The organism is Azospirillum brasilense (assembly GCF_003349955.1).
GTDB classification, from domain to species: domain Bacteria; phylum Pseudomonadota; class Alphaproteobacteria; order Azospirillales; family Azospirillaceae; genus Azospirillum; species Azospirillum brasilense_B.
The window spans coordinates 72,222-92,747 of the sequence record NZ_QLKQ01000014.1 but is presented as its reverse complement, the minus strand read 5'-3'; the positions used below and the strand labels follow the sequence as shown (position 1 = coordinate 92,747).

The 20,526-nt window shown below is 70.1% G+C and carries 20 protein-coding genes; 12 read left to right on the top strand and 8 right to left on the bottom strand.

What is annotated here, in order from left to right; genetic code table 11:
- Positions 1 to 78: 78 nt before the first annotated feature.
- From DXK32_RS08935 to DXK32_RS08925, 3 genes are all read left to right on the top strand, one after another.
- Entirely contained in the window at positions 79 to 348 is a 270-nt protein-coding gene (locus DXK32_RS08935) for a neuropeptide-like protein 29 (protein WP_114858179.1), read from the top strand.
- 152 nt (positions 349 to 500) lie between these two features.
- Positions 501 to 1,616 (top strand): DUF2336 domain-containing protein, encoded by a 1,116-nt coding sequence (locus tag DXK32_RS08930; protein WP_114858178.1) that lies wholly within the window; start codon positions 501 to 503, stop codon positions 1,614 to 1,616.
- Between the two features lie 218 nt (positions 1,617 to 1,834).
- A complete protein-coding gene (locus DXK32_RS08925; protein ID WP_114858177.1) occupies positions 1,835 to 3,151 on the top strand; it encodes an MFS transporter in 1,317 nt (438 codons plus the stop codon).
- A 48-nt stretch (positions 3,152 to 3,199) separates the two neighbouring features.
- Here DXK32_RS08925 and DXK32_RS08920 read toward each other — a convergent pair whose 3' ends face one another.
- The 3 genes from DXK32_RS08920 to DXK32_RS08910 all read right to left on the bottom strand — a co-directional run bounded on the left by DXK32_RS08920 (position 3,200) and on the right by DXK32_RS08910 (position 6,825).
- Complete coding sequence (locus DXK32_RS08920) at positions 3,200 to 4,447, bottom strand: ATP-binding response regulator (RefSeq protein ID WP_114858192.1); 1,248 nt, start codon at positions 4,445 to 4,447, stop codon at positions 3,200 to 3,202.
- 201 nt (positions 4,448 to 4,648) lie between these two features.
- Positions 4,649 to 5,098 carry a DNA polymerase III subunit chi gene (locus tag DXK32_RS08915; protein ID WP_114858176.1) on the bottom strand — a complete coding sequence of 150 codons (450 nt, stop codon included), beginning with the start codon at positions 5,096 to 5,098 and terminating at the stop codon, positions 4,649 to 4,651.
- Between the two features lie 224 nt (positions 5,099 to 5,322).
- Positions 5,323 to 6,825 (bottom strand): leucyl aminopeptidase, encoded by a 1,503-nt coding sequence (locus tag DXK32_RS08910; protein WP_114858175.1) that lies wholly within the window; start codon positions 6,823 to 6,825, stop codon positions 5,323 to 5,325.
- A gap of 226 nt (positions 6,826 to 7,051) precedes the next feature.
- On the opposite strand from DXK32_RS08910, the gene lptG reads away from it, so the two are divergent.
- From lptG to pdxA, 3 genes are all read left to right on the top strand, one after another.
- On the top strand, positions 7,052 to 8,146 hold the full coding sequence (gene lptG, locus DXK32_RS08905; RefSeq protein ID WP_114858174.1) for an LPS export ABC transporter permease LptG: 1,095 nt from the start codon (positions 7,052 to 7,054) through the stop codon (positions 8,144 to 8,146).
- 139 nt (positions 8,147 to 8,285) lie between these two features.
- Positions 8,286 to 9,731 carry a peptidylprolyl isomerase gene (locus tag DXK32_RS08900; RefSeq protein WP_114858173.1) on the top strand — a complete coding sequence of 482 codons (1,446 nt, stop codon included), beginning with the start codon at positions 8,286 to 8,288 and terminating at the stop codon, positions 9,729 to 9,731.
- Positions 9,731 to 10,759 (top strand): 4-hydroxythreonine-4-phosphate dehydrogenase PdxA, encoded by a 1,029-nt coding sequence (gene pdxA / locus DXK32_RS08895; RefSeq protein WP_114858172.1) that lies wholly within the window; start codon positions 9,731 to 9,733, stop codon positions 10,757 to 10,759. The genes DXK32_RS08900 and pdxA overlap by 1 nt, the downstream gene beginning before the upstream one ends.
- 19 nt (positions 10,760 to 10,778) lie before the next feature.
- Here the strand turns inward: pdxA and DXK32_RS33430 are convergent, their stop codons facing one another.
- Together DXK32_RS33430 and DXK32_RS08890 are read right to left on the bottom strand one after the other, a co-directional pair.
- Positions 10,779 to 10,901, bottom strand: coding sequence for a hypothetical protein (locus DXK32_RS33430; RefSeq protein WP_257722160.1), 123 nt, complete (start codon positions 10,899 to 10,901; stop codon positions 10,779 to 10,781).
- A gap of 125 nt (positions 10,902 to 11,026) precedes the next feature.
- The gene (locus tag DXK32_RS08890; RefSeq protein ID WP_114858191.1) at positions 11,027 to 13,333 is read right to left on the bottom strand and encodes a hybrid sensor histidine kinase/response regulator; all 2,307 of its coding nucleotides are present in this window, start codon (positions 13,331 to 13,333) and stop codon (positions 11,027 to 11,029) included.
- Positions 13,334 to 13,501: 168 nt separating this feature from the next.
- Between DXK32_RS08890 and DXK32_RS08885 the strand changes: the two genes are divergently transcribed.
- The 5 genes from DXK32_RS08885 (at position 13,502) to rsmA (ending at position 17,415) form a co-directional block, all read left to right on the top strand.
- The gene (locus tag DXK32_RS08885; protein ID WP_114858171.1) at positions 13,502 to 14,059 is read left to right on the top strand and encodes a hypothetical protein; all 558 of its coding nucleotides are present in this window, start codon (positions 13,502 to 13,504) and stop codon (positions 14,057 to 14,059) included.
- A gap of 76 nt (positions 14,060 to 14,135) precedes the next feature.
- Complete coding sequence (locus tag DXK32_RS08880; protein WP_114858170.1) at positions 14,136 to 14,945, top strand: lytic transglycosylase domain-containing protein; 810 nt, start codon at positions 14,136 to 14,138, stop codon at positions 14,943 to 14,945.
- Between the two features lie 28 nt (positions 14,946 to 14,973).
- Positions 14,974 to 15,825 carry an alpha/beta fold hydrolase gene (locus tag DXK32_RS08875; RefSeq protein ID WP_114858169.1) on the top strand — a complete coding sequence of 284 codons (852 nt, stop codon included), beginning with the start codon at positions 14,974 to 14,976 and terminating at the stop codon, positions 15,823 to 15,825.
- Positions 15,826 to 15,944: 119 nt separating this feature from the next.
- Positions 15,945 to 16,496, top strand: coding sequence for a hypothetical protein (locus tag DXK32_RS08870; RefSeq protein WP_114858168.1), 552 nt, complete (start codon positions 15,945 to 15,947; stop codon positions 16,494 to 16,496).
- 52 nt (positions 16,497 to 16,548) lie between these two features.
- On the top strand, positions 16,549 to 17,415 hold the full coding sequence (gene rsmA / locus DXK32_RS08865) for a 16S rRNA (adenine(1518)-N(6)/adenine(1519)-N(6))-dimethyltransferase RsmA (protein WP_114858167.1): 867 nt from the start codon (positions 16,549 to 16,551) through the stop codon (positions 17,413 to 17,415).
- A gap of 128 nt (positions 17,416 to 17,543) precedes the next feature.
- Here the strand turns inward: rsmA and gmk are convergent, their stop codons facing one another.
- Positions 17,544 to 18,191, bottom strand: a complete 648-nt coding sequence (gene gmk, locus DXK32_RS08860) for a guanylate kinase (protein ID WP_114858166.1) — start codon at positions 18,189 to 18,191, stop codon at positions 17,544 to 17,546.
- Positions 18,191 to 19,057, bottom strand: coding sequence for a YicC/YloC family endoribonuclease (locus DXK32_RS08855; protein ID WP_114858165.1), 867 nt, complete (start codon positions 19,055 to 19,057; stop codon positions 18,191 to 18,193). Before DXK32_RS08855 ends, gmk begins: the two co-directional genes overlap by 1 nt.
- A gap of 136 nt (positions 19,058 to 19,193) precedes the next feature.
- Here DXK32_RS08855 and DXK32_RS08850 point away from each other — a divergent pair, with 136 nt between their 5' ends.
- Positions 19,194 to 19,955 (top strand): SDR family NAD(P)-dependent oxidoreductase, encoded by a 762-nt coding sequence (locus DXK32_RS08850; RefSeq protein WP_114858164.1) that lies wholly within the window; start codon positions 19,194 to 19,196, stop codon positions 19,953 to 19,955.
- Between the two features lie 24 nt (positions 19,956 to 19,979).
- Here the strand turns inward: DXK32_RS08850 and DXK32_RS08845 are convergent, their stop codons facing one another.
- Entirely contained in the window at positions 19,980 to 20,492 is a 513-nt protein-coding gene (locus DXK32_RS08845; RefSeq protein ID WP_247877056.1) for a class I SAM-dependent methyltransferase, read from the bottom strand.
- Positions 20,493 to 20,526 lie beyond the last annotated feature (34 nt).

Here is a 20,526-nt window from a genome sequence, read left to right as displayed (position 1 = left end):
ATAATATCCCCGTTCCAGGCGTTCATCCGGTCAGTACGGCCCGCCCGCCGGGCCGCGATCCCTGGCACAGGAACGCCAATGACGACGCTCCGCTCGCTGTCCCTTCTGACCTTCGCCGCGCTTCTGCTGTCCGGGTGCTACGTCGCCGCCGGGACGCCCGCTCCCGTCTACGGCTATGGACACCGGTCCTATGGCTATGGCTATTACGAGCGCCCGCAGTATCGCCATTACGGACCCCCGCCCGTCGCCTATGGCCGGCCCTACTACGGCGGCTATTATGGCGGCTATCGCGGGGGCCATCACGGCGGTCCCGGTCCCCGTCACCATCACCGGCATCGGGGTTGGTGAGGGGCGGCCGGCGGGAAGCCGCCGCCGCCGGCAATCGTCGTTAACAAAGGCTCAATGCTTTGGTCCGATCATGACCTGAATACATTCGCTCCCGCTGATGCACGAATCCGAGGCGCGGGGAGCGACGCAGGGCAGGAAAGGGTCAGGGACCCATGAGCGACCAACTCACCAAGGACGACGTGTCCCGGCTGTTGTCGGACCCGTCGCCGAACAGCCGTTCCGAACTGGCGGTCAAGATCGCCAAGCAGTTCTCCGCAACCACCTTGTCGGACAGCGAGCGCCGGCTCGCCGAGGACATCATCCGCTTCATGGCGCGCGACGCCGTGGTGCGCGTCCGCCAGTCGCTGGCCGAGAACCTCAAGGCCAACCCGGCGCTGCCGCGCGACGTCGCGCTGATGCTGGCGCGCGACGTGGAGGCGGTGGCCATCCCGGTGCTCAGCGTCTCCACCGTGCTGACCGACGCCGACCTCGTCGAACTGGTGCGGACGGGCACGGACGCCAAGCACACCGCCATCGCGCAGCGCCCGGCCCTGTCGGCCAGCGTCGCCGACGCGCTGATCGACACCGCGTCGGAAGGGGCGGTGGCGGTCCTGGTCGCCAACGAGAGCGCGGACCTCGGCGAGCAGACGCTCGGCCGGGTCATCGAGCGTTTCGCCGACAGCGAAACCGTGCAGGAGCCGCTGGTCCAGCGCGCCCGCCTGCCGATCACCATCGCCGAGCGGCTGGTCGCCGTGGTTTCGGAGAAGCTTCAGCAGCATCTGGTGACCAACCACGACCTTCCGGCCAAGGTCGCCGCCGACTTGATCCTGCAAAGCCGCGAACGCGCCACCGTTTCGCTCTTCTCCGGAGAGAGTGACGAGGGCGCGCTGGAGCGGCTGGTCGCGCAGCTCTCGCGCAGCGGCCGTTTGACGCCGTCGCTTCTGTTGCGGGCGCTGTGCATGGGCGACAGCGCCTTTTTCGAGACGGCGCTGTCCTATCTGGCCAACGTGCCGCTGACCAACGCCCGCCTGCTGATCCACGACGCGGGGCGTCTGGGGCTGAAATCCATCTACGACAAGGCGAAGCAGCCGCCGGTCCTGCTGCCGGCCTGCCGGATCGCCTTGGACGTGCTGAAGGAAACCCCCTACGACGGCGAGGCATACGACATCGAACGCCACCGCCGCCGGGTGATCGAGCGCATCCTGACACAGTACGAGGATCTGGCGGCCGAGGATCTGGATTATCTGCTCGACAAGCTGGGCGATCTCATGCGTACGGAAACGATGTAACGCGAAGAGCTTCGAAAATTGCTCGATGCGCAGTTTTCGGTTGTGACTGCAAGCAATCGCAGCAACTTTTCATTTTTCGAAGCTTTGAGGTGATCTGATCGCTCCGCCACGATCATCTTGGGCAACCCGTTCCATGGTGCCATTTTGCGGTGCCCGCTGTTCCTAACCTTTGCGTCTGGCCGCGGTCTTTCTGCCAGAACTTTGGAAGGGAGAGCGCGTTGCCTGCTGACAGACATGGACGGGAGCCGGCGCCTTCGGACGAAACCGGCCGCGGCTTCCGGCCGGCGTCGCTGGATGCCGTGAATTTCCTGCTGGCGGACGTGCGGGGGGCGCTTGGCCCCTACCTGAACGTCTTTCTGGTGACCCAGCAGCATTGGAGCCAGTCGGAGGTCGGCTTGGTGACGAGCCTCGCCGGATGGCTCGGGCTCGCCGTGCAGACGCCGATCGGCGCGGCCATCGACGCCACCCACCGCAAGCGCGAGGCCATCGTCCTGGCGCTGGTCGTGCTGGGCGTGGGGGCGCTGTGCATCTACCTGTTCCCCAACTTCTGGCCGGTGCTGATCGCGAACACGCTGATCGCGGTGGTGGGGGACGTGTTCGGCCCGGCGGTGGCGGCCCTGACCCTCGGCCTCGTCCCGCAGCGGATGCTCGCCCGGCGGATGGGGCGCAACGCCGCCTTCGACCATGCGGGCAACGTCGCCGTGGCGGCGCTCGCCGGGCTGGTCGGCTGGCTGTTCTCGCAGCAGGCGGTCTTCCTGCTGGTCCCGGTGTTCGCCGTCCTGTCGTCGTTGGCCGTCCTGTCGATCCCGGCCGCCGCCATCGACCAGCGCCGCGCGCGCGGGGTGGAGGCATCGGCGGGGGGCGAGGCGAACGGCGGCGCGGATGACGGGGAAAAAGTGTCGGGCATGGGCATCCTGGTCCGGTGCCGGCCGCTGCTGATCTTCGGCATCTGCGCCCTGCTGTTCCATTTCGCCAACGCGCCGCTGCTGCCGCTGGTCGGGCAGAAGCTGGCGGCGGCGCATCCGGAATGGGCGACGGTCATGATGTCGTCCTGCATCATCGCCGCCCAGCTCGTCATGCTGCCCATCGCCGTCCTGGTCGGGCGGACGGCGGACCAATGGGGCCGCAAGCCGATCCTGCTGGTCGGCTTCGCCATCCTGCCCTTGCGGGCCGTCCTCTACACCCTGTCGGACAACAGCGCGTGGCTGATCGGCGTCCAGCTTCTCGACGGGGTGGGCGCCGGGATCTTCACAGCCCTGACGCCGCTGGTGATCGCCGACCTGATGCGGGGAACCGGGCGCTACAACCTCGCCTTCGGGGCGGTCGCCACGATGCAGGGGGTGGGGGCCGCGACCAGCGGCTTCGTCACCGGCGTGATCGTGGACCGCTTCGGCTATTCCGCCGCCTTCCTCACCGCCGGGGCCATGGCGCTGATCGCGCTGGCCGCCCTGTTCCTGGGGCTGCCGGAAACCGCGCCGTCCAGCCCCGCCGAAGCCGGAGCGGAACCCTTGCCGGAGCCCGGCCTCGCCGAATAGGCCGGTCGAAGCCGGCTGTCGCATTCCGCCGGAAGCGACGCGGCGTCGCTACTGCGCCCGCGCTTCCTTCAAGCCGGCGATGGGTGGAACGGTCAGGCGGGCGGCGGGCAGCAGGATGGTCACGGTCGTGCCGCGACCCGGCGCGCTGTCCAGCTCCACGCTGCCGCCGTGCAGTTCGGCGAAGCGGCGGACGATGGGCAGGCCCAGCCCGATCCCCTCATGCTGGCGCACGTGGGGGCGTTCGCCCTGGATGAACGGGCGGAAGAGGTGTTCGACGATCTCCGGCGGGACGCCGGGGCCGTCGTCGGCGACCACGATGGCGACCATTCCGCCCTGGAGCGCGATCCGCACCGCGACGTGCCCGTTGCGGTGGCCGAACTTCACCGCGTTGTCCAGCAGATGGACGATCATCTCCCCCAGGCGGCGCCGGTCGGCGCGCAAGGTGAAGGGCGGCCCCGGCTGAAGCGTGATGGTCTGCGCCTTGGCCTGCGCCTTGGGGCCGAGAAGGTCGATGCAGTGGATCAGCAGGGCGGGCAGGTCGATGGTCGATTCGGCGAGGTCGATGCCGCCCGAGCCGCGGGTGAAGTCGAGGATGTTGTTGACCATGCCGAGCAGCGCCTTGCCGCTCTCCTCGATCAGCCGCACATAGTCCAGATAGTCGCGATGCCCGAGCGGCCCATGCGCCTCGCTGGACAGCACCTCGGCGAAGCCGATGATTGCGTTCAGGGGGGTCCGCAGTTCGTGGCTGGTCACCGAGAGGAAGTCGAGCTTGGCCCGGTCGGCCTGCCGGGCGGCCTCCAGGGCGGCGCTGAGTTCCGCCGTGCGCTCCGACACGCGGCGCTCCAGCCCGCGGTTCTGCGTGGCCGCGCGCTGGTAGAGCTTGCGGATCTCCAGCACGCTGCGCACGCGGTGCAGCAGCTCCCAGGCGATGAAGGGCTTGGTGAGGAAGTCGTTGGCTCCCAATTCCAGCGAGCGCCGCCGCGTCTCCTGGTCGGTGTGGGCGGTCAGCACCAGGATGGGCACCACATCGTCGCCGTACAGGGCGTTGACGCGCTCCATCAGATCGAAGCCGCTCATGTGCGGCATGCGGATGTCGATCAGCAGGAGGTCGAAGCGCTGCGCCTCGCAGAGGGCGGGGACCCGGCGCGGGTCGGTTTCCCCCCGCACGGCGGTGTAGCCCTCATGGACCAGGATGTCGCGCACCAGATCGACGTTCGAGGCGTTGTCGTCGACGATGAGGATGGCGGCGTCCTTGACGTCCCGCGCCAAGGTGGGGTCGAGAGCGCTGCGGGTCATGGCGGAGCCGTCCCAGCCCATCGGACGCACTTTTGCATATTGCCCTCCACCTGTGCGCCGCCCCGCGGGATTTTACGGGTTTTAGATTAACCTTGTGCACAGGAGGCCCGTCAAGAACGGTTGAGACAAATGAATGCAATATTGTGCAACGTTAGCGGTATCACTCGGAACATGCTTCAAAGCATATAAAATTTGTCGGTTTTAGGCGCGCTTTTCCCAGCCGCCGCGGTCGTTTTGTTGCCAGTAGGTGAGGGAATGTCCGGCGGCCTTGCAGACTTTCCAACGGTCGCGCGCGGCGAGCACCGCGTCCCCGTCGTTGCCGTCGAACAGATCGCAGACGAGGTCGAAGGACCCCATGGCGTCGCTGGTCACCCCGTCCACCTGCACCAGGACGGTGGCCCCGTTGGGGTTCTCCTCCTCGGCGGTCAGCCAGACCGGCTGTTCCGCGGCGAAGCCGTCGCGCGCCGCGCCGTGCGGCAGGAACGAGGAGGGGTCGTAGGTCCACAAATGCTGATTGAGCGCGTCCACCCGCTCCGGCGAGCCGGCCAGGACGACGGCGCGCCAGCCGCGCTCCAGAACCTTTTCCAGGATCTTCGGCAACGCCTGTTCGAGCGTGCGCCGCTGGAGGTGATAGAAACGGACCTCGGTCATGGCCCCTCGTCGAGAAGACCCTCTCCCCTCTGGGTAGGGTGATCGCATTTGAAATCCCCTCTCCCCTCCGGGGAGAGGGTTAGGGTGAGGGGGTTGCGCTTGTGCCGGACGCACCGCCACGCGCAACCCCCTCACCGGCCCTTCGGGCCACCCTCTCCCCAGAGGGGAGAGGGCTATGAAAGTCAAATGCGATTGCCTTGCTCCTCTGGGGCGAGGGCTGGCGCTCACTTGCCCTCGTGATAGCTCGCCACGAAGCGGTCGAGCAGGCGGACGCCGAAGGCGGTGCCGCCCTTCGGCACGGTGGCCGTGTCCTTCTTCGACCAGGCGACGCCGGCGATGTCGATGTGCGCCCAGGGCAGATCCTCGACGAAGCGCTTGAGGAACTGCGCGCCGACGATGCTGCCGGCGCCGCGGCCCGACCCGACGTTCTTCATGTCGGCGATGTCGGAGTTGATGTCCTTGTCGTAGGCGTCGCCCATCGGCAGGCGCCACAGCGGCTCGCCCACCGACTTGCCGGCGGCCAGCAGGTTCTCGGCCAGCCAGTCGTCGTTGGCGAACAGGCCGGCATGCTCATGGCCCAGCGCGATGATGACCGCACCGGTCAGGGTGGCGAGGTCGACCAGCAGGCGCGGCTTGAAGGTCTCCTGCGCGTAGGTCAGGCAGTCGGCCAGGACGAGGCGGCCTTCGGCGTCGGTGTTGATCACCTCGATGGTCTGGCCGGACAGCGAGGTCACCACGTCGCCGGGCCGCTGCGCGGTGCCGGACGGCATGTTCTCCACGAGACCGACGATGCCGACGGCGTTGACCTTCGCCTTGCGGGCGGCGAGCGCGCGCATGGTGCCGATGACCACCGCGGCGCCGCCCATGTCCCACTTCATGTCCTCCATCCCGGCGGCGGGCTTGATGGAGATGCCGCCGGTGTCAAAGGTCACGCCCTTGCCGATGAAGGCGAGCGGGCGGCGGTCCTCGGCGTCGGGGGCGCCGTCCCAGCGCATCACGACGACGCGCGGCTCGAAGGCGCTGCCCTGGGCGACGCCGATCAGCGCGCCCATGCCGAGCTTCCTCAGCTTCTTGAGGTCAAGCACCTCGACCTGCAGGCCGACGTCGGTCAGATCCTTGCAGCGGTCGGCGAGGCTTTCCGGATTCAGGACGTTGGCCGGCTCCGACACCAGATCGCGGGTGTATGCGACGGACTCGGCCAGCGGCTCCAGACGGCCATAGGCGCGCTTGGCGGTGTCCGGCTCCGCGGTCAGGACGATGATCTTCTTGAGGGAGGGCTTGGCCTCCTTCTTCTCGGTCGTCCGGTACTTGTCGAAGCGGTAGGAGCGGAGCTGCGCGCCGAAGGCGAGTTCGGCCGCAGCGTCTTCGGGGGCCACGGTGCCGCCGTCCGGCAGGTCGAGCAGGACGGAAACCTCCGTCTCGCCGGACTTGTCAAGGGCGGCGACGATGGCGCCGCCGACGGCCTGGAGGGTGGCCTCGGACAGATCCTCGCCCTTGCCGACGCCGACCAGGAGGATTCGGTCGAACTCGACCCCGGCGGGGGCGAGGATGGCCAGCGTCTCCTCCCGCTTGCCGGTGAAGCGGCTGGCCTTCATGGCGCGGGACAGCGTGCCGCCCGTCTTCTGGTCAAGATCCCGCCCCGCGGCGCCGAGCGCGCGATCGGTGGCGACGGTGACGGCGACGGTGCCGGACTTGGGCAGCGCGGGCTTCGCAAAGGCGAACTTCATCGGCTCCTCTCGGGCTCCTCTCGGCTGGGACGGCCGGCGCGCGGGCGCCGGGGCGGGTGGGATCGATCCGCAACCACCCTGGGATAAAGACCTTCCCGTGCGCCCTGTCAAGGCGCGGACCGGTTGTTTCCCGCGCCCTTCCGCAGTACATAGCCCCGGCACGCCGTGGTGGAAACCCCCGGCGCGCCGCGTACCGCCCGTCGATCGGCCGGGGAGGCCGGAGCCCATGTATTCATCCGCCACGCTGTCGCGCTACATCGGGCGCCAGTTCGTCACTTGGTTCCTGCTGCTGCTCGGCATCCTGCTGTCGATCATCCTCCTGCTCGACGTCGTGGAGCTGCTGCGCCGCGCCGGAACCAAGCCGGACATCACCTTCTGGCTGGTCCTGCGCATGGCCTTGCTGAAGCTGCCGGAGATCGGCCAGCAGATCTTCCCCTTCGTGATCCTGTTCAGCGGCATGTTCACCTTCTGGCGGCTGACGCGCAGCGCGGAGCTGGTGGTGGCCCGCGCGGTCGGCGTCTCGGCGTGGCAGTTCCTGACCCCGGTGCTGATCGCCGCCCTGATGATCGGTGCTGTGAAGGTGACGATGATCAACCCGGTGGGCGCCGTCTTCATCGCCAAGTACAACCAGCTCCAGGACCGCTATCTGAAACTGAAGTCGAGCAGCTTCGACGTCTCGCGCAGCGGTCTCTGGCTGCGCCAGCAGGAGGCGGGGGAGCAGTATTTCATCCACGCCGACGGGGTGAATCCGCTGTCCTTCGAGATGTCGCAGGTCATCGTCCTGCGCTTCGACAGCAACATGACCTACATCGGCCGGGTGGACGCGCCGCGCGCCGTGCTGCGCGACCGGAAGTGGGAGCTGCAGGACGCGACGATCAACCTCGGCCGGAAGGAATCGGAGGCGGTCCCGACCTACGTCATCCCGACGGAGCTGAACCGGACCACCATCGAGGAGAGCTTCGCCGCGCCGGAGACGATCTCCTTCTGGGAGCTGCCGCAGTTCATCCGCACGCTGGAGGCCACCGGGTTCCCGGCGGTCCGCCACCGGCTGCACTACCAGTCGCTGCTGTCGCAGCCGCTGCTCTACGTGGCGATGGTGCTGTTCGCCGCGGCCTTCTCGCTGCGGCTGCCGCGGCGCGGCGGCACGATGACGATGGTGTCGGGCGGTGTGCTGACCGGGTTCGTGCTGTTCGTGATGACCGACGTGATCCGCACCTTCGGCATCTCCGAAACCATCCCGCTGGCCATGGCGGCCTGGAGTCCGGCCTGCGTCAGCGTGCTGCTGGGCACCGCGGCGCTGCTGCATCTCGAGGACGGCTGAAGCCGGATCTGGAACGACGCCGACGCCGGCCGCCCGGTCTTTGGACACAATTCCGTTCCAGGATGCGGCCCACGATTCCGTTTACACGCGCCCGGGGGGGCCGTATTAAACGGCAACCACCTCTGGAGTCTGGAGCACCATGCAGAGTTTGCGAGCCGTCCGGTCTGCCTTCGCCGTGGCGACCGCCTGCGCCCTTCTTGCCGCCGGCGCGCCCGCCGCGGCCCAGACGCGGGCTCCCAACGCTCCAAACAGCCCGGCGGCGGGGACGCAAGGCCCCGCGGAACGCATCGCCGCCGTCGTCAACGACGAGGTCATCTCGCTGTCCGACGTGCACGCGCGCATCCGCCTCGCTCTGCTGAACGCCGGTGCCCAGGACAGCGCGGAGACGCGCCAGCGCCTGACTCCGCAGGTGCTTCGCCAGCTGGTCGATGAGCGGCTCCAGCTCCAGGAGGCCAAGCGGCTCGGCGTCTCGGTCCCTTCGAAGGAGATCGACGAGGCGATCGGCCGCATCGCCGAACAGAACCGCATGGGCCGCCCGCAGCTCGAAGCCTTGCTGAAGACCCAGAACGTCCCGCTCTCCACCCTGCGCGAGCAGGTGCGGGCGCTGCTGTCCTGGCAGCGGGTGATGCAGCGCCGCATCCGCCAGGAGGTGGTGATCGGCGACGAGGAGATCGACGCCGTGATGCAGCGCATCAAGGCGAACATCGGCAAGCCGGAGTATCTGGTGGCCGAGATCTTCCTGGCCGTCGACAGCCCCGACCAGGACGAGGAGGTGCGGCGCAACGCCGACCGGCTGGTCGAGGAGGTCCGCCGCGGCGGCAACTTCGCCGCCCTGGCCCGCCAGTTCTCGCAGTCCGCCGGCGCCGCCTCGGGCGGCGACATGGGCTGGGTCCGCACGGGCGAGCTGAACGCGGAGCTGGACAAGACCCTGTCCACCATGCGCGCCGGCCAGCTCTCCGCGCCGGTCCGCACGGCGACCGGCTATCACGTCCTGCTGGTGCGCGACCAGCGGCCCTTCGGCAGCACCGCCTCCACCGCTCCGCCGCCGGCCCCGCCGCCGCGCCCGCGCGCCCAGCCGAAGCCCGATCTGGCCAAGGCCAAGGTCAACATGAAGCAGATCGTCATCCCGGCCCCCTCGAAGGAGGAGCTGAAGGCGGTCCAGGCCCAGGCGGAGAAGCTGCGCAAGTCGATCAAGAGCTGCGGCGACTTCGACGAGAAGGCCCGCGCCATGGGCATTCCGGAGTCGGGCGACATGGGCACGCTGCGGGTCAAGGACCTCGCTCCGGGCCTGCAGCAGCTCGCCGTCGGCATCCCGCTCGGCCAGCCCAGCCCGGTGCTGATGAGCCCGGGCGGCGCCGTCATCCTGATCGTCTGCAAGCGCGACATGCCGATGATCGAGCCGCCGCCGGAAGCCGAGCCGCAGCCGGTGGCCGCCCCGGCCCCGCCGCCGATCGACCCGAAGGACATCAAGATGCCGCCGCGCGAGGAGATCGAGCGCGACCTGATCAACGAGCGCGCCGACCTGCTGGCCCGCCGCTATCTGCGCGACCTGCGCCGCACCGCCTTCGTGGAGATCCGCAACTGATGACCGAGTCCGGCGTCCGTCCGCCGCTCGCCCTGACCATGGGCGAGCCGGCGGGGATCGGCGGGGAGATCGCACTGAAGGCCTGGTTGACAGCCAGGGGGGCGGCCCGCGCGGATGGCGCGGTGCCGCCCTTCGTCCTTCTGGACGATCCCGCCCGCCTGGAGTCGCTCGCCGCCCGGCTTGGCCTGCCGGTTCCGGTGAAGGCGGTGGGCAGCATGGCCGAGGGGGCTGCGCTGTTCGGCGCGGCTTTGCCGGTGCTGCCCCAGCCGCTGGCGGCGCCGGTCACGCCGGGCCGGCCCGACCCGGCCAACGGGGCGGCGGTGATCGCCAGCATCGACCGCGCGGTCGAGCTGGTCCGCCGGGGGGAGGCGTCGGCGGTCGTCACCAACCCGATCCAGAAATCGGCGCTCTACGCCGCCGGCTTCCGCCATCCCGGACACACCGAATATCTGGCCCATCTGGCCGGGCTCTCCGAAGAGCCGGTGATGATGCTGGCCGCGCAGGACCTGCGCGTCGTGCCGGTGACCATCCACGTCTCCGTCCGCGACGCCGTGCCGCTGGTGACGCGGGAGGCGATCCTCCACGCCGGGCGGGTCACCGCGGCGGCGCTGGCCCGCGACTTCGGCATCGCCCGGCCCCGGCTGGCCGTCGCGGCCCTGAACCCCCACGCGGGGGAGGGCGGCGCCATGGGGCGGGAGGAGATCGACGTCATCGCCCCGGCGGTCGCCGACCTGCGGGCGGAGGGAATCGACGCGGTGGGACCGAAACCCGCCGACACGCTGTTCCACGCGGCGGCGCGGCGCGGCTACGACGCGGCGCTGTGCATGTACCACGATCAGGCGCTGATCCCGCTGAAGACCATCGACTTCGACACGGGGGTCAACATCACGCTGGGGCTGCCCTTCGTCCGCACCTCGCCGGACCACGGGACGGCGCTGGACATCGCCGGGACGGGCAGGGCCGGCGCGTCGAGCCTGATCGCCGCCCTGACGACGGCGGAGGCCATGACGGCCCGCCGCCGCGCCTGACCTTCGCCGTGCGTCAGCGTCAGAGGCGGACCGAGCTGCTGGAGAAGCGGCTGGCCGAGCTGTGGTCGATGGAGGTCAGCGCGACCGACGCGCCGACGGCGATGACGATGGCGGCGGCGAAGCCGAGCAGCATGGCTTTCATGGGGAGCGCTCCTGGAACCTGATTTTGGTTGTGGTTTCGGCGCAAAGGCGCCTTTTTCCAAGACCATAAGCGGGGCGGGGCGCGCTTTCAACCACACTCGGGACTCGGCCGGGAGCGGGTAGTGCCTAGGCCGCGGAGGTCAGGGCATTGCGCAGCACCTCGGGCGCCACCGGCTTGTGCAGCAGACGGTGGCCGCTCTGCTGAACCTCGGCGATCCGCGCGGGGTCGGTGTCGCCGGTCAGCACCAGCGCCGGCACCCGCACCCCGCAGACGCCGTAGATGTCGCGGATGGCCTGAAGCCCGGTCCGCCCCTCGCGCAGACGGTAATCGGCGACGATCATGTCGGGGCGCTGGCCGAGGCTGGTCAGCGTGCCCACCGCCTCGTCGGCCGACACGGCGGCCACCACCTCGTAGCCCCATTCCTCCAGCATGGTCCGCATGGAGAGCAGGATGATGGCGTCGTCCTCGACCACCACGACCAGACCCTTGCCGCCGTTGGCGGGGGGCTGGGCGCCGGACTGGGGGGCCGGGCGGCAGGTCTTCATCACCCGGCGCGGCGCGACCGACGGCACGGTCAGGCCGAAGGCGCTGCCCCGCCCCGGTTCGGAGCGCAGGGTGACCTCGTGCCCGAGCAGACCGGCCAGCCGCCGCACGATGGCGAGCCCCAGCCCCAACCCCTTGCGCCGGTCGCGCTCGGGGTTGGCAAGCTGGGCGAATTCCACGAACACCTCGTCGCGCTTGTCCTCGGGGATGCCGATGCCGGTGTCGAGAACCTCGATCCGCAGGCCTTTGCCGGTGCGGCGGCAGCCGATCAGGATCCGTCCGGTCTCCGTGTAGCGGATGGCGTTCTCGACGAGATTGCGCAGGATGCGCTCGACCAGCGCCGGATCGCTGCGCGTCCAGGCGTCGGTGGGGACGAGGCGCAGGGCGATGCCCACCTCGGCGGCGCGGCCCCGGTACTCGTCGGCCAGGCGCTGCAGCAGCGGGCCCAGCGCGAACTCCGTCACCGCGGGGGAGACCACCCCGGCGTCCAGCCGCGACACGTCCAGCAGGCTGTCCAGCAGCGTGCGCAGGCCGTTCAGCGACTCGCTCATGCTCGCCAGCAGGGGCGAGGCGGGATGGCCGTCGAGCCGGTCGGACAGGGCGTGGGCGAAGAAGAACAGCGACTGCACGGGCTGGCGCAGGTCGTGGCTGGCCGCGGCGAGGAACTTGGTCTTCGCCATGTCCGCCCGCTCGGCGTTGTCGCGGGCGGCCAGGGCCTCCTCGCGGGCGCGCTCCGCCTCCGCCTTGGCGCGGTGCAGGGCGTCCTCCGCCGCCTTGCGGGCGGTGATGTCGCGCATGATGCCGGTGAACAGGCGCTGCCGCCCGTCGTGCCATTCGGCAACCGACAGCTCCAGCGGGAAGAGGGAGCCGTCCTTGCGCCGGCCCTCGACCTCGCGCCCGATGCCGATGATCCGCCGCTCCCCCGTCTTGCGGAAATGGGTCATGTAGCCGTCATGGGCGGAGTGGTGCGGCTCCGCCATCAGGATGCGGACGTTCGCCCCGACGGCCTCCTCCGCCGCGTAGCCGAAGGTCGTCTCGGCCGCCCGGTTGAAGGACTGGATGGTGCCGGTCTCGTCGATCACCACGATGGGGTCCACGGCGGTGTCGACGACGGCGCGGTAGCGCGCTTCCTGCCCCGCCGCGCGCTCCGCCGAGCGGCGCCGGTCGAGCAGGACGGAGAGCAGGCCCAGCGAGAGGATCAGCAGCGTTCCGACGCCGGTCCAGACGGCCAGGGAGGGCGTCGACAAAACGAAGCCGAGATCGTCGCCGGCCGGAACTGCGCCCACACCGATGGCGTGGCCCATGGCGCTCTCGGCCGCGCTGGCGGCGGCCATGCCGACGTAATGCATGCTGACCACCGCGGCGCCGAGCACCAGCGCGCCGGACAGGCGCTGCAGGGGGCTGGCCGTGCGGAAGGCGAGCCAGAGCGCGGCGGTGGAGGCGGCGACGGCGATGACCACCGAGGCGGCGACCAGAAGCGCGTCGTAGACCAGCGGCACCGGCAGCCGCATGCCGGCCATGCCGACGTAATGCATGGCGACGATCCCGAACCCGGTCAGCAGGCCCGCCGCCGCCAGGGTGGTCCGGCCGCCTCCGCCGTGGGCGACGGCGAACAGTCCGGTCCCGGACACCCCGACCGCCAGAAGGAAGGATAACGCGGTCAGCAGGATGTCGTAGGACACCGGAACGGGCATGCGCATCGCCATCATGCCGATGAAGTGCATCGACCAGATCCCCGCCCCGAGCGCGACCGCAGCGGCGCCCAGCCAGCCGTTCCGTCCCCGCCCGGCATCCCGCGCGTGGGAGGCGAGGTCCAGAGCCACATAGCCGCCGAAAGAGGCCACGACAACGGACAGCGCAACGAGGTAAGGATCGTAATGGCCGAGCACGATGGGGCGCACCGAGAGTGGACGAGGGAACGGACGCGCAATGGCAGAAACGTTAGATAGTGGAAATCCGCGGCGAACCCAAGCCGGCGAAACGCCCCTGTACGCCTGACGAAAGACCTAATGGCTACCTCGAACGGAAATTCCTCCCCTCGGACTTTGGATCGGAGCTTGGGGCGGAGGCTGGGAGCGCTGCTGCGCCGTGTCGTGCTGCGCCCTTTGCTGACCGCCGCGGCGCTGGTCTATTTCCTGATCGACGCGGTGGCGCTGGAGGCGTTGCGTCCGCTGGCCGCCTGGATCGGACGGCAGCGCTTCGCCGAACGGCTGGCCGCGCGCATCCGCCGGCTCGGCCCCTATCCGACGCTGGCGCTGTTCGTGATCCCGCTGGTGGTCCTGGAGCCGCTGAAGCCGGTCGGTCTGTACCTGATGGGGACCGGGCACGCCGTCCAGGGCGCGCTGCTGCTGGGGGCCGTGGAACTGGTCAAGGTCACTCTGGTGGAGCGGCTGTTCCACATCGGCAAGGACAAGCTGCTGACCATCCCGGCCTTCGCCTGGTGTTACGTCCGGGTGGTGCGCTGGCTGGCCTGGCTGACCGCCCTGCCGCCCTGGCGGGCCGCCAAGCGGGTGGTGGGGCGGGTGCGCGCGGCGATCCGCCCGGCTCTGGCGGTGACCCGCGGCTGGGCGCGGTCGCTGCGCGACCGCCTGCGCGCTGTGTCGAAAAGAGGGTAACCCTGCCCTGCGCTTGCCGTGTCCTGCGGGCAGCCTCATATCAATGCGGTTTTGCAGACCGCTCCAAGGCCAACCCGTGCGTTTTCTCCCCCTGACCTTCGCCCTTTTCGTCGCCTTGGCGGCCCCCGCCGCCCTCGCCGCGGGCAAGTCCGGCTCCGTCTCCTCGCGCGAGTCGCGCATGGCCGACTGCGAGGCGGCGGAGAAGGGCGATCCGGAGGCGTCCTACCGCATGGCGCGGCGCTTCCTGTTCGGCGTCGGGGTGAAGCGCGACCAGCGGGTCGGCACGGCATGGCTGCGCGCCGCGGCGTCGCGCGGCCACAAGGAGGCGCGGCGGCTGGTCGCCTATGTGCCGGGCCGCATGGGCCATGTCCGCCCCTGGTGCCGTCCAGGCGCCGCCCCCCTGCGCGAGGCGTCGCCCCCGCCGCCGGAGATCATCGCGCTGGTCCACAAGACCGCGCCGCAGTACGGGCTGGACCCGGCGCTGGTGATGGCGGTGATCCGGGTGGAGAGCGCCTTCCGTTCCGACGCGGTGTCGCCCAAGGAGGCGGCCGGGCTGATGCAGCTCATCCCCGACACGGCGGAGCGGTTCGGCGTGTCCGACGTCTTCGATCCCGCCCAGAACATCCGCGGCGGCGTGCGCTACCTGCGCTGGCTCTTGGCCTATTTCCAGGGGGACGTTACGCTGGCCCTGGCCGGCTACAACGCGGGGGAGCGGGCGGTGGACCGCTACCGGGGCGTTCCGCCCTACGAGGAGACGCGGAACTACGTGCGCTCCATCCGCCGTCTGTACGACGCGCCGCGCCATCCCTTCGACGCCGCGGCGGCGGACCCGTCGCCCATGGTCGTCCGGCAGGCGGCGGAGCTGGCGAAGCCCGGCAAGGGCTGAAGACGAACCAACAGGGGAGGGGCCACCCGTGCCGATGTCCGAACGCAGCTTTCTCGGCCTCAGCGCGGCGGGGTTCCACCGCGTCGCCTACACCCAGTGGGGGCGCGAGGACGCCGCCCGCACCGTGGTCTGCGTGCATGGCCTGACCCGCAACGGGCGCGATTTCGACGCGCTGGCCCTCGATCTGGCCGACCGCTGCCGCGTCGCCTGCCCCGATGTGGTGGGGCGCGGCAAGAGCGGCCGGCTGGCCAACCCGACGCTTTACGGCTACCCGCAATACTGCGCCGACATGGCGGCGCTGATCGCCCGGCTGGGGGTGGAGTCGGTGGACTGGGTCGGCACATCGATGGGCGGGCTGATCGGCATGCTGCTGGCCGCCCAGCCCGACAGCCCGATCCGCCGTCTGGTCGTCAACGACGTCGGGCCCTTCATCCCGAAGGCGGGTTTGCAGCGCATCGCCGATTACGTCGGCAAGGACCCGGTGTTCGAGGATCTGGCGGCGGTGGAGTCCTACCTGCGCTTCACCCTGATGGGCTTCGGGCGGCTGCCCGACGAGGCGTGGCGGCATATGGCCGAGCACAGCGCCCGCCTGCGCCCGGACGGCTGCTACGGCCTCGCCTACGACCCGGCCATCGCCGAGGCCTTCAAGGCGCAGCCGATGGCGGACGTGGACCTGTGGGCCGTCTGGGACGCCATCCGCTGCCCGGTGCTGGTGCTGCGCGGCGCCACCTCGGACATCCTTCCGGCGGAGACCGCGGCGGAGATGACCCGCCGCGGCCCCAAGGCCCGTCTGGTGGAGTTCGCCCACACCGGCCACGCCCCGGCGCTGATGACCGGGGACCAGATCGCCGCGGTGCGCGACTTCCTGCTGGAGGACTGACGGGGGTACCCCGGCTTGGGCGTGGCAGGCGGCCCGGATTCCGGCTGGCGATGGCCGCGCTCCTGGCTTAGCATCGCGGGTGCGGCTGCGCCGCAACGATGCTCCGGAGGCCCGACGCCATGAGGTGTTTCGCCGCGCTCGTCCTGTTGCTGTCCGTGGTCTCGGGACCGGTCCAGGCCCGCGACGCGCTGGAGTGGCTGGCGCGGGAGCCGGTGACCCTGCTCGACTGGGGCATGACCCGGCTGCGCGGCGACCTGCACGACACGGTGGACGGGCTGTCCCGCGATCTGCGGACGGAGGTGTCGCGCAGCGGCGTCTTCTACCGCTTCCAGGACCGGCGGATCGTCGCCTACGCCAACTTCGTCGATCTGCCGCGCAACCGGACCGAGGAGGTCTGCAAGGACGTCTACACCCGGCTGGCCGGCGCGCTGGTCCGCGGCGGGCCTCAGGGGGCGGGTGGGGCGGCCTGGTATCTGGAGAGCGTGTTCAGCCATGACTCGCAGGGCGGCGACCGGCCCCAGGACCTGGGCGACCAGCTGGCCGACAAGGTGGTGTTGCAGGTGACCATCGGGCCGAAGCCGTCCCAGGCCTTCGACGACGGGCGGCGCATCACCTGCACGGGCCGTCTCGACGCCACGCCGGAGAACATCGCGCTCAAAAGCGAAGGGTGACGGTGACGCGCGGCAGATGACGGCGGGCCCGCGCCGTCCTATAAGTGCCGCCATGACCGACGCCACGCCCGACTCCGCCCCCATGCCCACCGCCTTCGACCCGCAGGCCCTGCCGCCGCTGCGCGAGGTGATCGCCCGCTTCGGGCTGGACGCCCGCAAGGCGCTGGGGCAGAACTTCCTGCTCGACCTCAACCTGACGGGGCGCATCGCACGCTCGGCGGGCGACATGACCGGCGTGACGGTCGTGGAGATCGGCCCCGGTCCGGGCGGTCTGACCCGCGCCCTTCTGGCGACCAAGGCGAAGCAGGTGATCGCCATCGAGCGCGACCACCGCTTCATCGAGGCGTTGCAGGACGTGGTGCAGGCAGCCGACGGGCGGCTGTCCATCGTCGAGGGCGACGCGCTGGAGGTCGATCCCATCCAGATCGCCCCGGCCCCGCGGGCCATCGTGGCGAACCTGCCCTACAACGTGGCGACTCCGCTGCTGATCGGCTGGCTGGGGCGGATCGAGGAGTTCGTCAGCCTGACGCTGATGTTCCAGAAGGAGGTCGCCGACCGTCTGGTCGCCAAGCCGGGCAGCAAGGCCTACGGCCGCCTGTCGGTCATCACGCAGTGGCGGTCGGACGCGCGGGTGCTGTTCAACCTGCCGGCCAAGGCCTTCACCCCGCCGCCCAAGGTGGAGTCCACCATCGTCCATCTGACCCCGCGCGCCAACCCGGAGCCGGCGGAGTGGAAGGCGCTGGAGCAGGTGACCGCCGCCGCCTTCGGCCAGCGCCGCAAGATGCTGCGCCAAAGCCTGAAGAGCCTGGGAAACGCGGAAGCGCTGCTGGCCGCCGCCGGCATCGAGCCGACCGCGCGCGCGGAGGAGGTGGACGTGGCGGGGTTCGCGGCGCTGGCGCGGGCGTATCGGGGGAGGTAGGTCCTTGCCCCCTCCCTGACCCTCCCCCGCTATCGCAGGGGAGGGGATTGAACTCCCTCCCTTGCGAAGCGGGGGAGGGAATGGGCCCACGCGGAGCGTGGGAAGGGTGGGGGCAATGCGCCGGCGCCTTACAGCGCCGCCTGCACGCTCTGCACGAAGGCCGGCAACCCGACCTGCCGCGTCCGGCGCAGCCGCTCGGCGCGCAGGATGGCCTGGACCGCCTGCACGCTCTCGTCCACGTCGTTGTTGACGATCACGTAATCGTATTCGGCCCAGTGGCTGATCTCGTCCGACGCCTTGGCCATGCGCTGGGCGATCACCTCCGCCGAATCCTGGGCGCGGGTGTGCAGGCGGCGCTCCAGCTCGGTGCCCGAGGGCGGCAGAACGAAGACGCTGACCAGATCGTTGCGGGCGTTCGCCGCCAGCTGCTGCGTGCCCTGCCAGTCGATATCGAACAGCACGTCGCGCCCGGCGCCAAGAGCCTGTTCCACCGTGCTGCGCGGCGTGCCGTAGCAATTGCCGAACACGCGGGCGTGCTCCAGAAGCTCGCCCTGCTCCGCCATGCGGTCGAACTCCGGCATGTCGACGAAGTAGTAGTCGACGCCCGGCTGCTCGCCGGGGCGCATCGGCCGGGTGGTGACGGACACCGACATGGTGATGCCGGGGTCGCGGTCCAGAAGGCGCCGCGAAATGGTGGTCTTTCCCGCCCCGGACGGGGAGGACAGCACGAGCATCAGGCCGCGTCGGGAGATTTTCGCGTTCATCGTCTTCAGCATCACTCGATGTTCTGGACCTGCTCGCGAAGCTGCTCGATGGAGGCTTTCAGCGACAGGCCGATGCGGGTCAGCTCCACGTCGGCGGACTTGGAGCACAGGGTGTTGGCTTCGCGGTTGAATTCCTGGCACAGGAAGTCGAAGCGGCGGCCGATGGCGCCCCCTTCCGCCAGCATGTCGCGGGCGGCCTGGATGTGGGCGCGCAGGCGGTCCATCTCCTCGCGCACGTCGGCCTTGGCGATCAGGATGGCGGCCTCCTGGGCGAGCCGTTCCTCCGGCAGGGCCGGGGCAGCGTCGAGCAGGGCGGCGACCTGGCTGCGCAGCCGTTCGCGCAAAGCCTCGGGCTGGGTGCTGGCGCAGGCGGCGGCGGCGGTGATCAGCCGTTCGATCTCGTCGAGATGGCCGTTCAGGACGGTGACCAAACGTGCCCCCTCCGACAGGCGGGCGGTGACCAGCTCGCCGATCAGCCGGCCGAGGTCGGCCTTCAGCGCGGCCTCCACCCGGTCGCGCGCGTCGCCCTCGTCCTCCTCCACCGGCTCGATGATGCCACGGACGGACAGCAGCGAATCGAGCCGCGGCGGGGCGGCCCCGGCGCCCTCGATCTCGCGCGCCAGCTCCAGCACCTGGGCCAGGAGCGCGCGGTTGATGCGGAGTTGCGACACCGACTGGCTGCGGGTGACGGTCAGGTTCAGGTTGACGCTGCCGCGGGCCAGCCGCTTGGGGATCTCGGCGCGGGCGGCGGCCTCCAGCGTGTCGAAGCCGGCGGGCTGGCGGCAGCGGATGTCGAGGTTGCGCCCGTTGACGCTCTTCACCTCGAAGGTCCAACTGTAGCCGTCGGCATGCCCGTCCACACGTGCGAAACCGGTCATGCTGGATACGGCGGAGCGTTGGGCGGGCAAAGCGGCCTCGACGAGTCTTTGTGGGATTGGGAGGCTCACGTTATAGCGTCGGGCGGCCAAGGCAACAAGCGTCAGGGACATAGGACAAGGAAGGGGGGACAGGGGCATGCGCGATCCGCGCTCGATCGTCATCACCGGGGCGTCCAGCGGCATCGGGGAGGAACTGGCCCTGGCCTACGCCGCCCCCGGAGTCGCGCTGGCCCTGAGCGGGCGCGACTCCGCAAGGCTGGAGGCGGTGGCGGAGCGCTGCCGCGCCGCCGGGGCGGCCGTGGAAACGGCGCTCGTCGACGCGGCCGACCGCGCGGCGATGGCGGGGTGGCTGAGCGCGCTGGACGCCCGCGCGCCGGTCGATCTGGTCATCGCCAACGCCGGAATCTCCGCCGGCACCGGAGGCGGGGTGGAGAGCGCGGAGCAGGCGCGGCGCATTTTCCAGGTCAATGTGGACGGCGTGCTGAACAGCGTCCACCCGCTGCTGCCCGGCATGCAGGCGCGGCGGCGCGGGCAGATCGCCCTGATGGCCTCGCTGGCCGGCTTCCGCGGCATGCCCGGCGCGCCCGCCTACTGCGCCAGCAAGGCGGCGGTGCGGGTCTATGGCGAGTCGCTGCGCGGCGATCTGGCGGGGCAGGGGATCGGCGTGACGGTGATCTGTCCGGGCTTCGTGAAAAGCCGGATGACTGCGGTGAACCGCTTCCCCATGCCCTTCCTGATGGAGACGGACCGCGCCGCCCAGGTCATCAAGAGCGGACTGGCCCGCAACAAGTCGCGCATCGCCTTTCCCTGGCCGATGGCCGCCACGGTATGGCTGCTGGCGGCTCTGCCGGTGGGATTGACGGACGTCCTGCTGCGGCAGGCGCCCCGTAAAGGGTGATGGGCAAGGAATGAAGAAAGGGGATTAGGGCTTGGCCTTCCAATAGCCCCAGACGGAGGCCGGCGGGACGTTCAGCGGAGTGAAGCCCAGCCGCTTGCCCTTGACGCCCAGCGCGCGCTGGTTCAGCGGCGACACGAGGCCGTAGGTGTAGAGAACGAAGCGCCCGCCTTCGGGCAGGATGCGGAAGCAGGCATCGACGACCTCCTTCTGGGCGCGCATCGGCAGGTTCAGCATGGGAATGCCGATGACCACCGTGCCGACCTTGCCGACCAGCTCCGGGCCGAGGATGTCGGCGGCCTTGCGGCAGTCGTCATGGACGACGTTGACGTCCGGGTAATGGCCGCGCAGGAAGCGCGACAGGTGGTCGTCGATCTCGAAGGTGAAGATGCGGTTGCCCGGAATGCCGCGCTGGAGCAGGGCCTTGGTGATGGCGCCGGTGCCGCCGCCGAACTCGACGACGACTTGGTCCGGCCCGCACAGCACCTGCTCGCCGATCAGTCGGCAGAGCGCGCCCGAGGATGGTGTAACGGAACCCATGGAAAGGGGATTTGCCAACCAACGCTGGAAGAAA

Coding starts and splice junctions, on each gene's coding strand:
- DXK32_RS08850 (WP_114858164.1), top strand. CDS start 19,194: ATGCGCGATCCGCGCTCGATCGTCATCACCGGGGCGTCCAGCGGCATC.
- DXK32_RS08870 (WP_114858168.1), top strand. CDS start 15,945: ATGAGGTGTTTCGCCGCGCTCGTCCTGTTGCTGTCCGTGGTCTCGGGA.
- DXK32_RS08935 (WP_114858179.1), top strand. CDS start 79: ATGACGACGCTCCGCTCGCTGTCCCTTCTGACCTTCGCCGCGCTTCTG.
- DXK32_RS08855 (WP_114858165.1), bottom strand. CDS start 19,057: ATGACCGGTTTCGCACGTGTGGACGGGCATGCCGACGGCTACAGTTGG.
- DXK32_RS08900 (WP_114858173.1), top strand. CDS start 8,286: ATGCAGAGTTTGCGAGCCGTCCGGTCTGCCTTCGCCGTGGCGACCGCC.
- pdxA (WP_114858172.1), top strand. CDS start 9,731: ATGACCGAGTCCGGCGTCCGTCCGCCGCTCGCCCTGACCATGGGCGAG.
- DXK32_RS08910 (WP_114858175.1), bottom strand. CDS start 6,825: ATGAAGTTCGCCTTTGCGAAGCCCGCGCTGCCCAAGTCCGGCACCGTC.
- DXK32_RS08845 (WP_247877056.1), bottom strand. CDS start 20,492: ATGGGTTCCGTTACACCATCCTCGGGCGCGCTCTGCCGACTGATCGGC.
- lptG (WP_114858174.1), top strand. CDS start 7,052: ATGTATTCATCCGCCACGCTGTCGCGCTACATCGGGCGCCAGTTCGTC.
- DXK32_RS08930 (WP_114858178.1), top strand. CDS start 501: ATGAGCGACCAACTCACCAAGGACGACGTGTCCCGGCTGTTGTCGGAC.
- rsmA (WP_114858167.1), top strand. CDS start 16,549: ATGACCGACGCCACGCCCGACTCCGCCCCCATGCCCACCGCCTTCGAC.
- DXK32_RS08920 (WP_114858192.1), bottom strand. CDS start 4,447: ATGACCCGCAGCGCTCTCGACCCCACCTTGGCGCGGGACGTCAAGGAC.
- DXK32_RS33430 (WP_257722160.1), bottom strand. CDS start 10,901: ATGAAAGCCATGCTGCTCGGCTTCGCCGCCGCCATCGTCATCGCCGTC.
- gmk (WP_114858166.1), bottom strand. CDS start 18,191: ATGCTGAAGACGATGAACGCGAAAATCTCCCGACGCGGCCTGATGCTC.
- DXK32_RS08915 (WP_114858176.1), bottom strand. CDS start 5,098: ATGACCGAGGTCCGTTTCTATCACCTCCAGCGGCGCACGCTCGAACAG.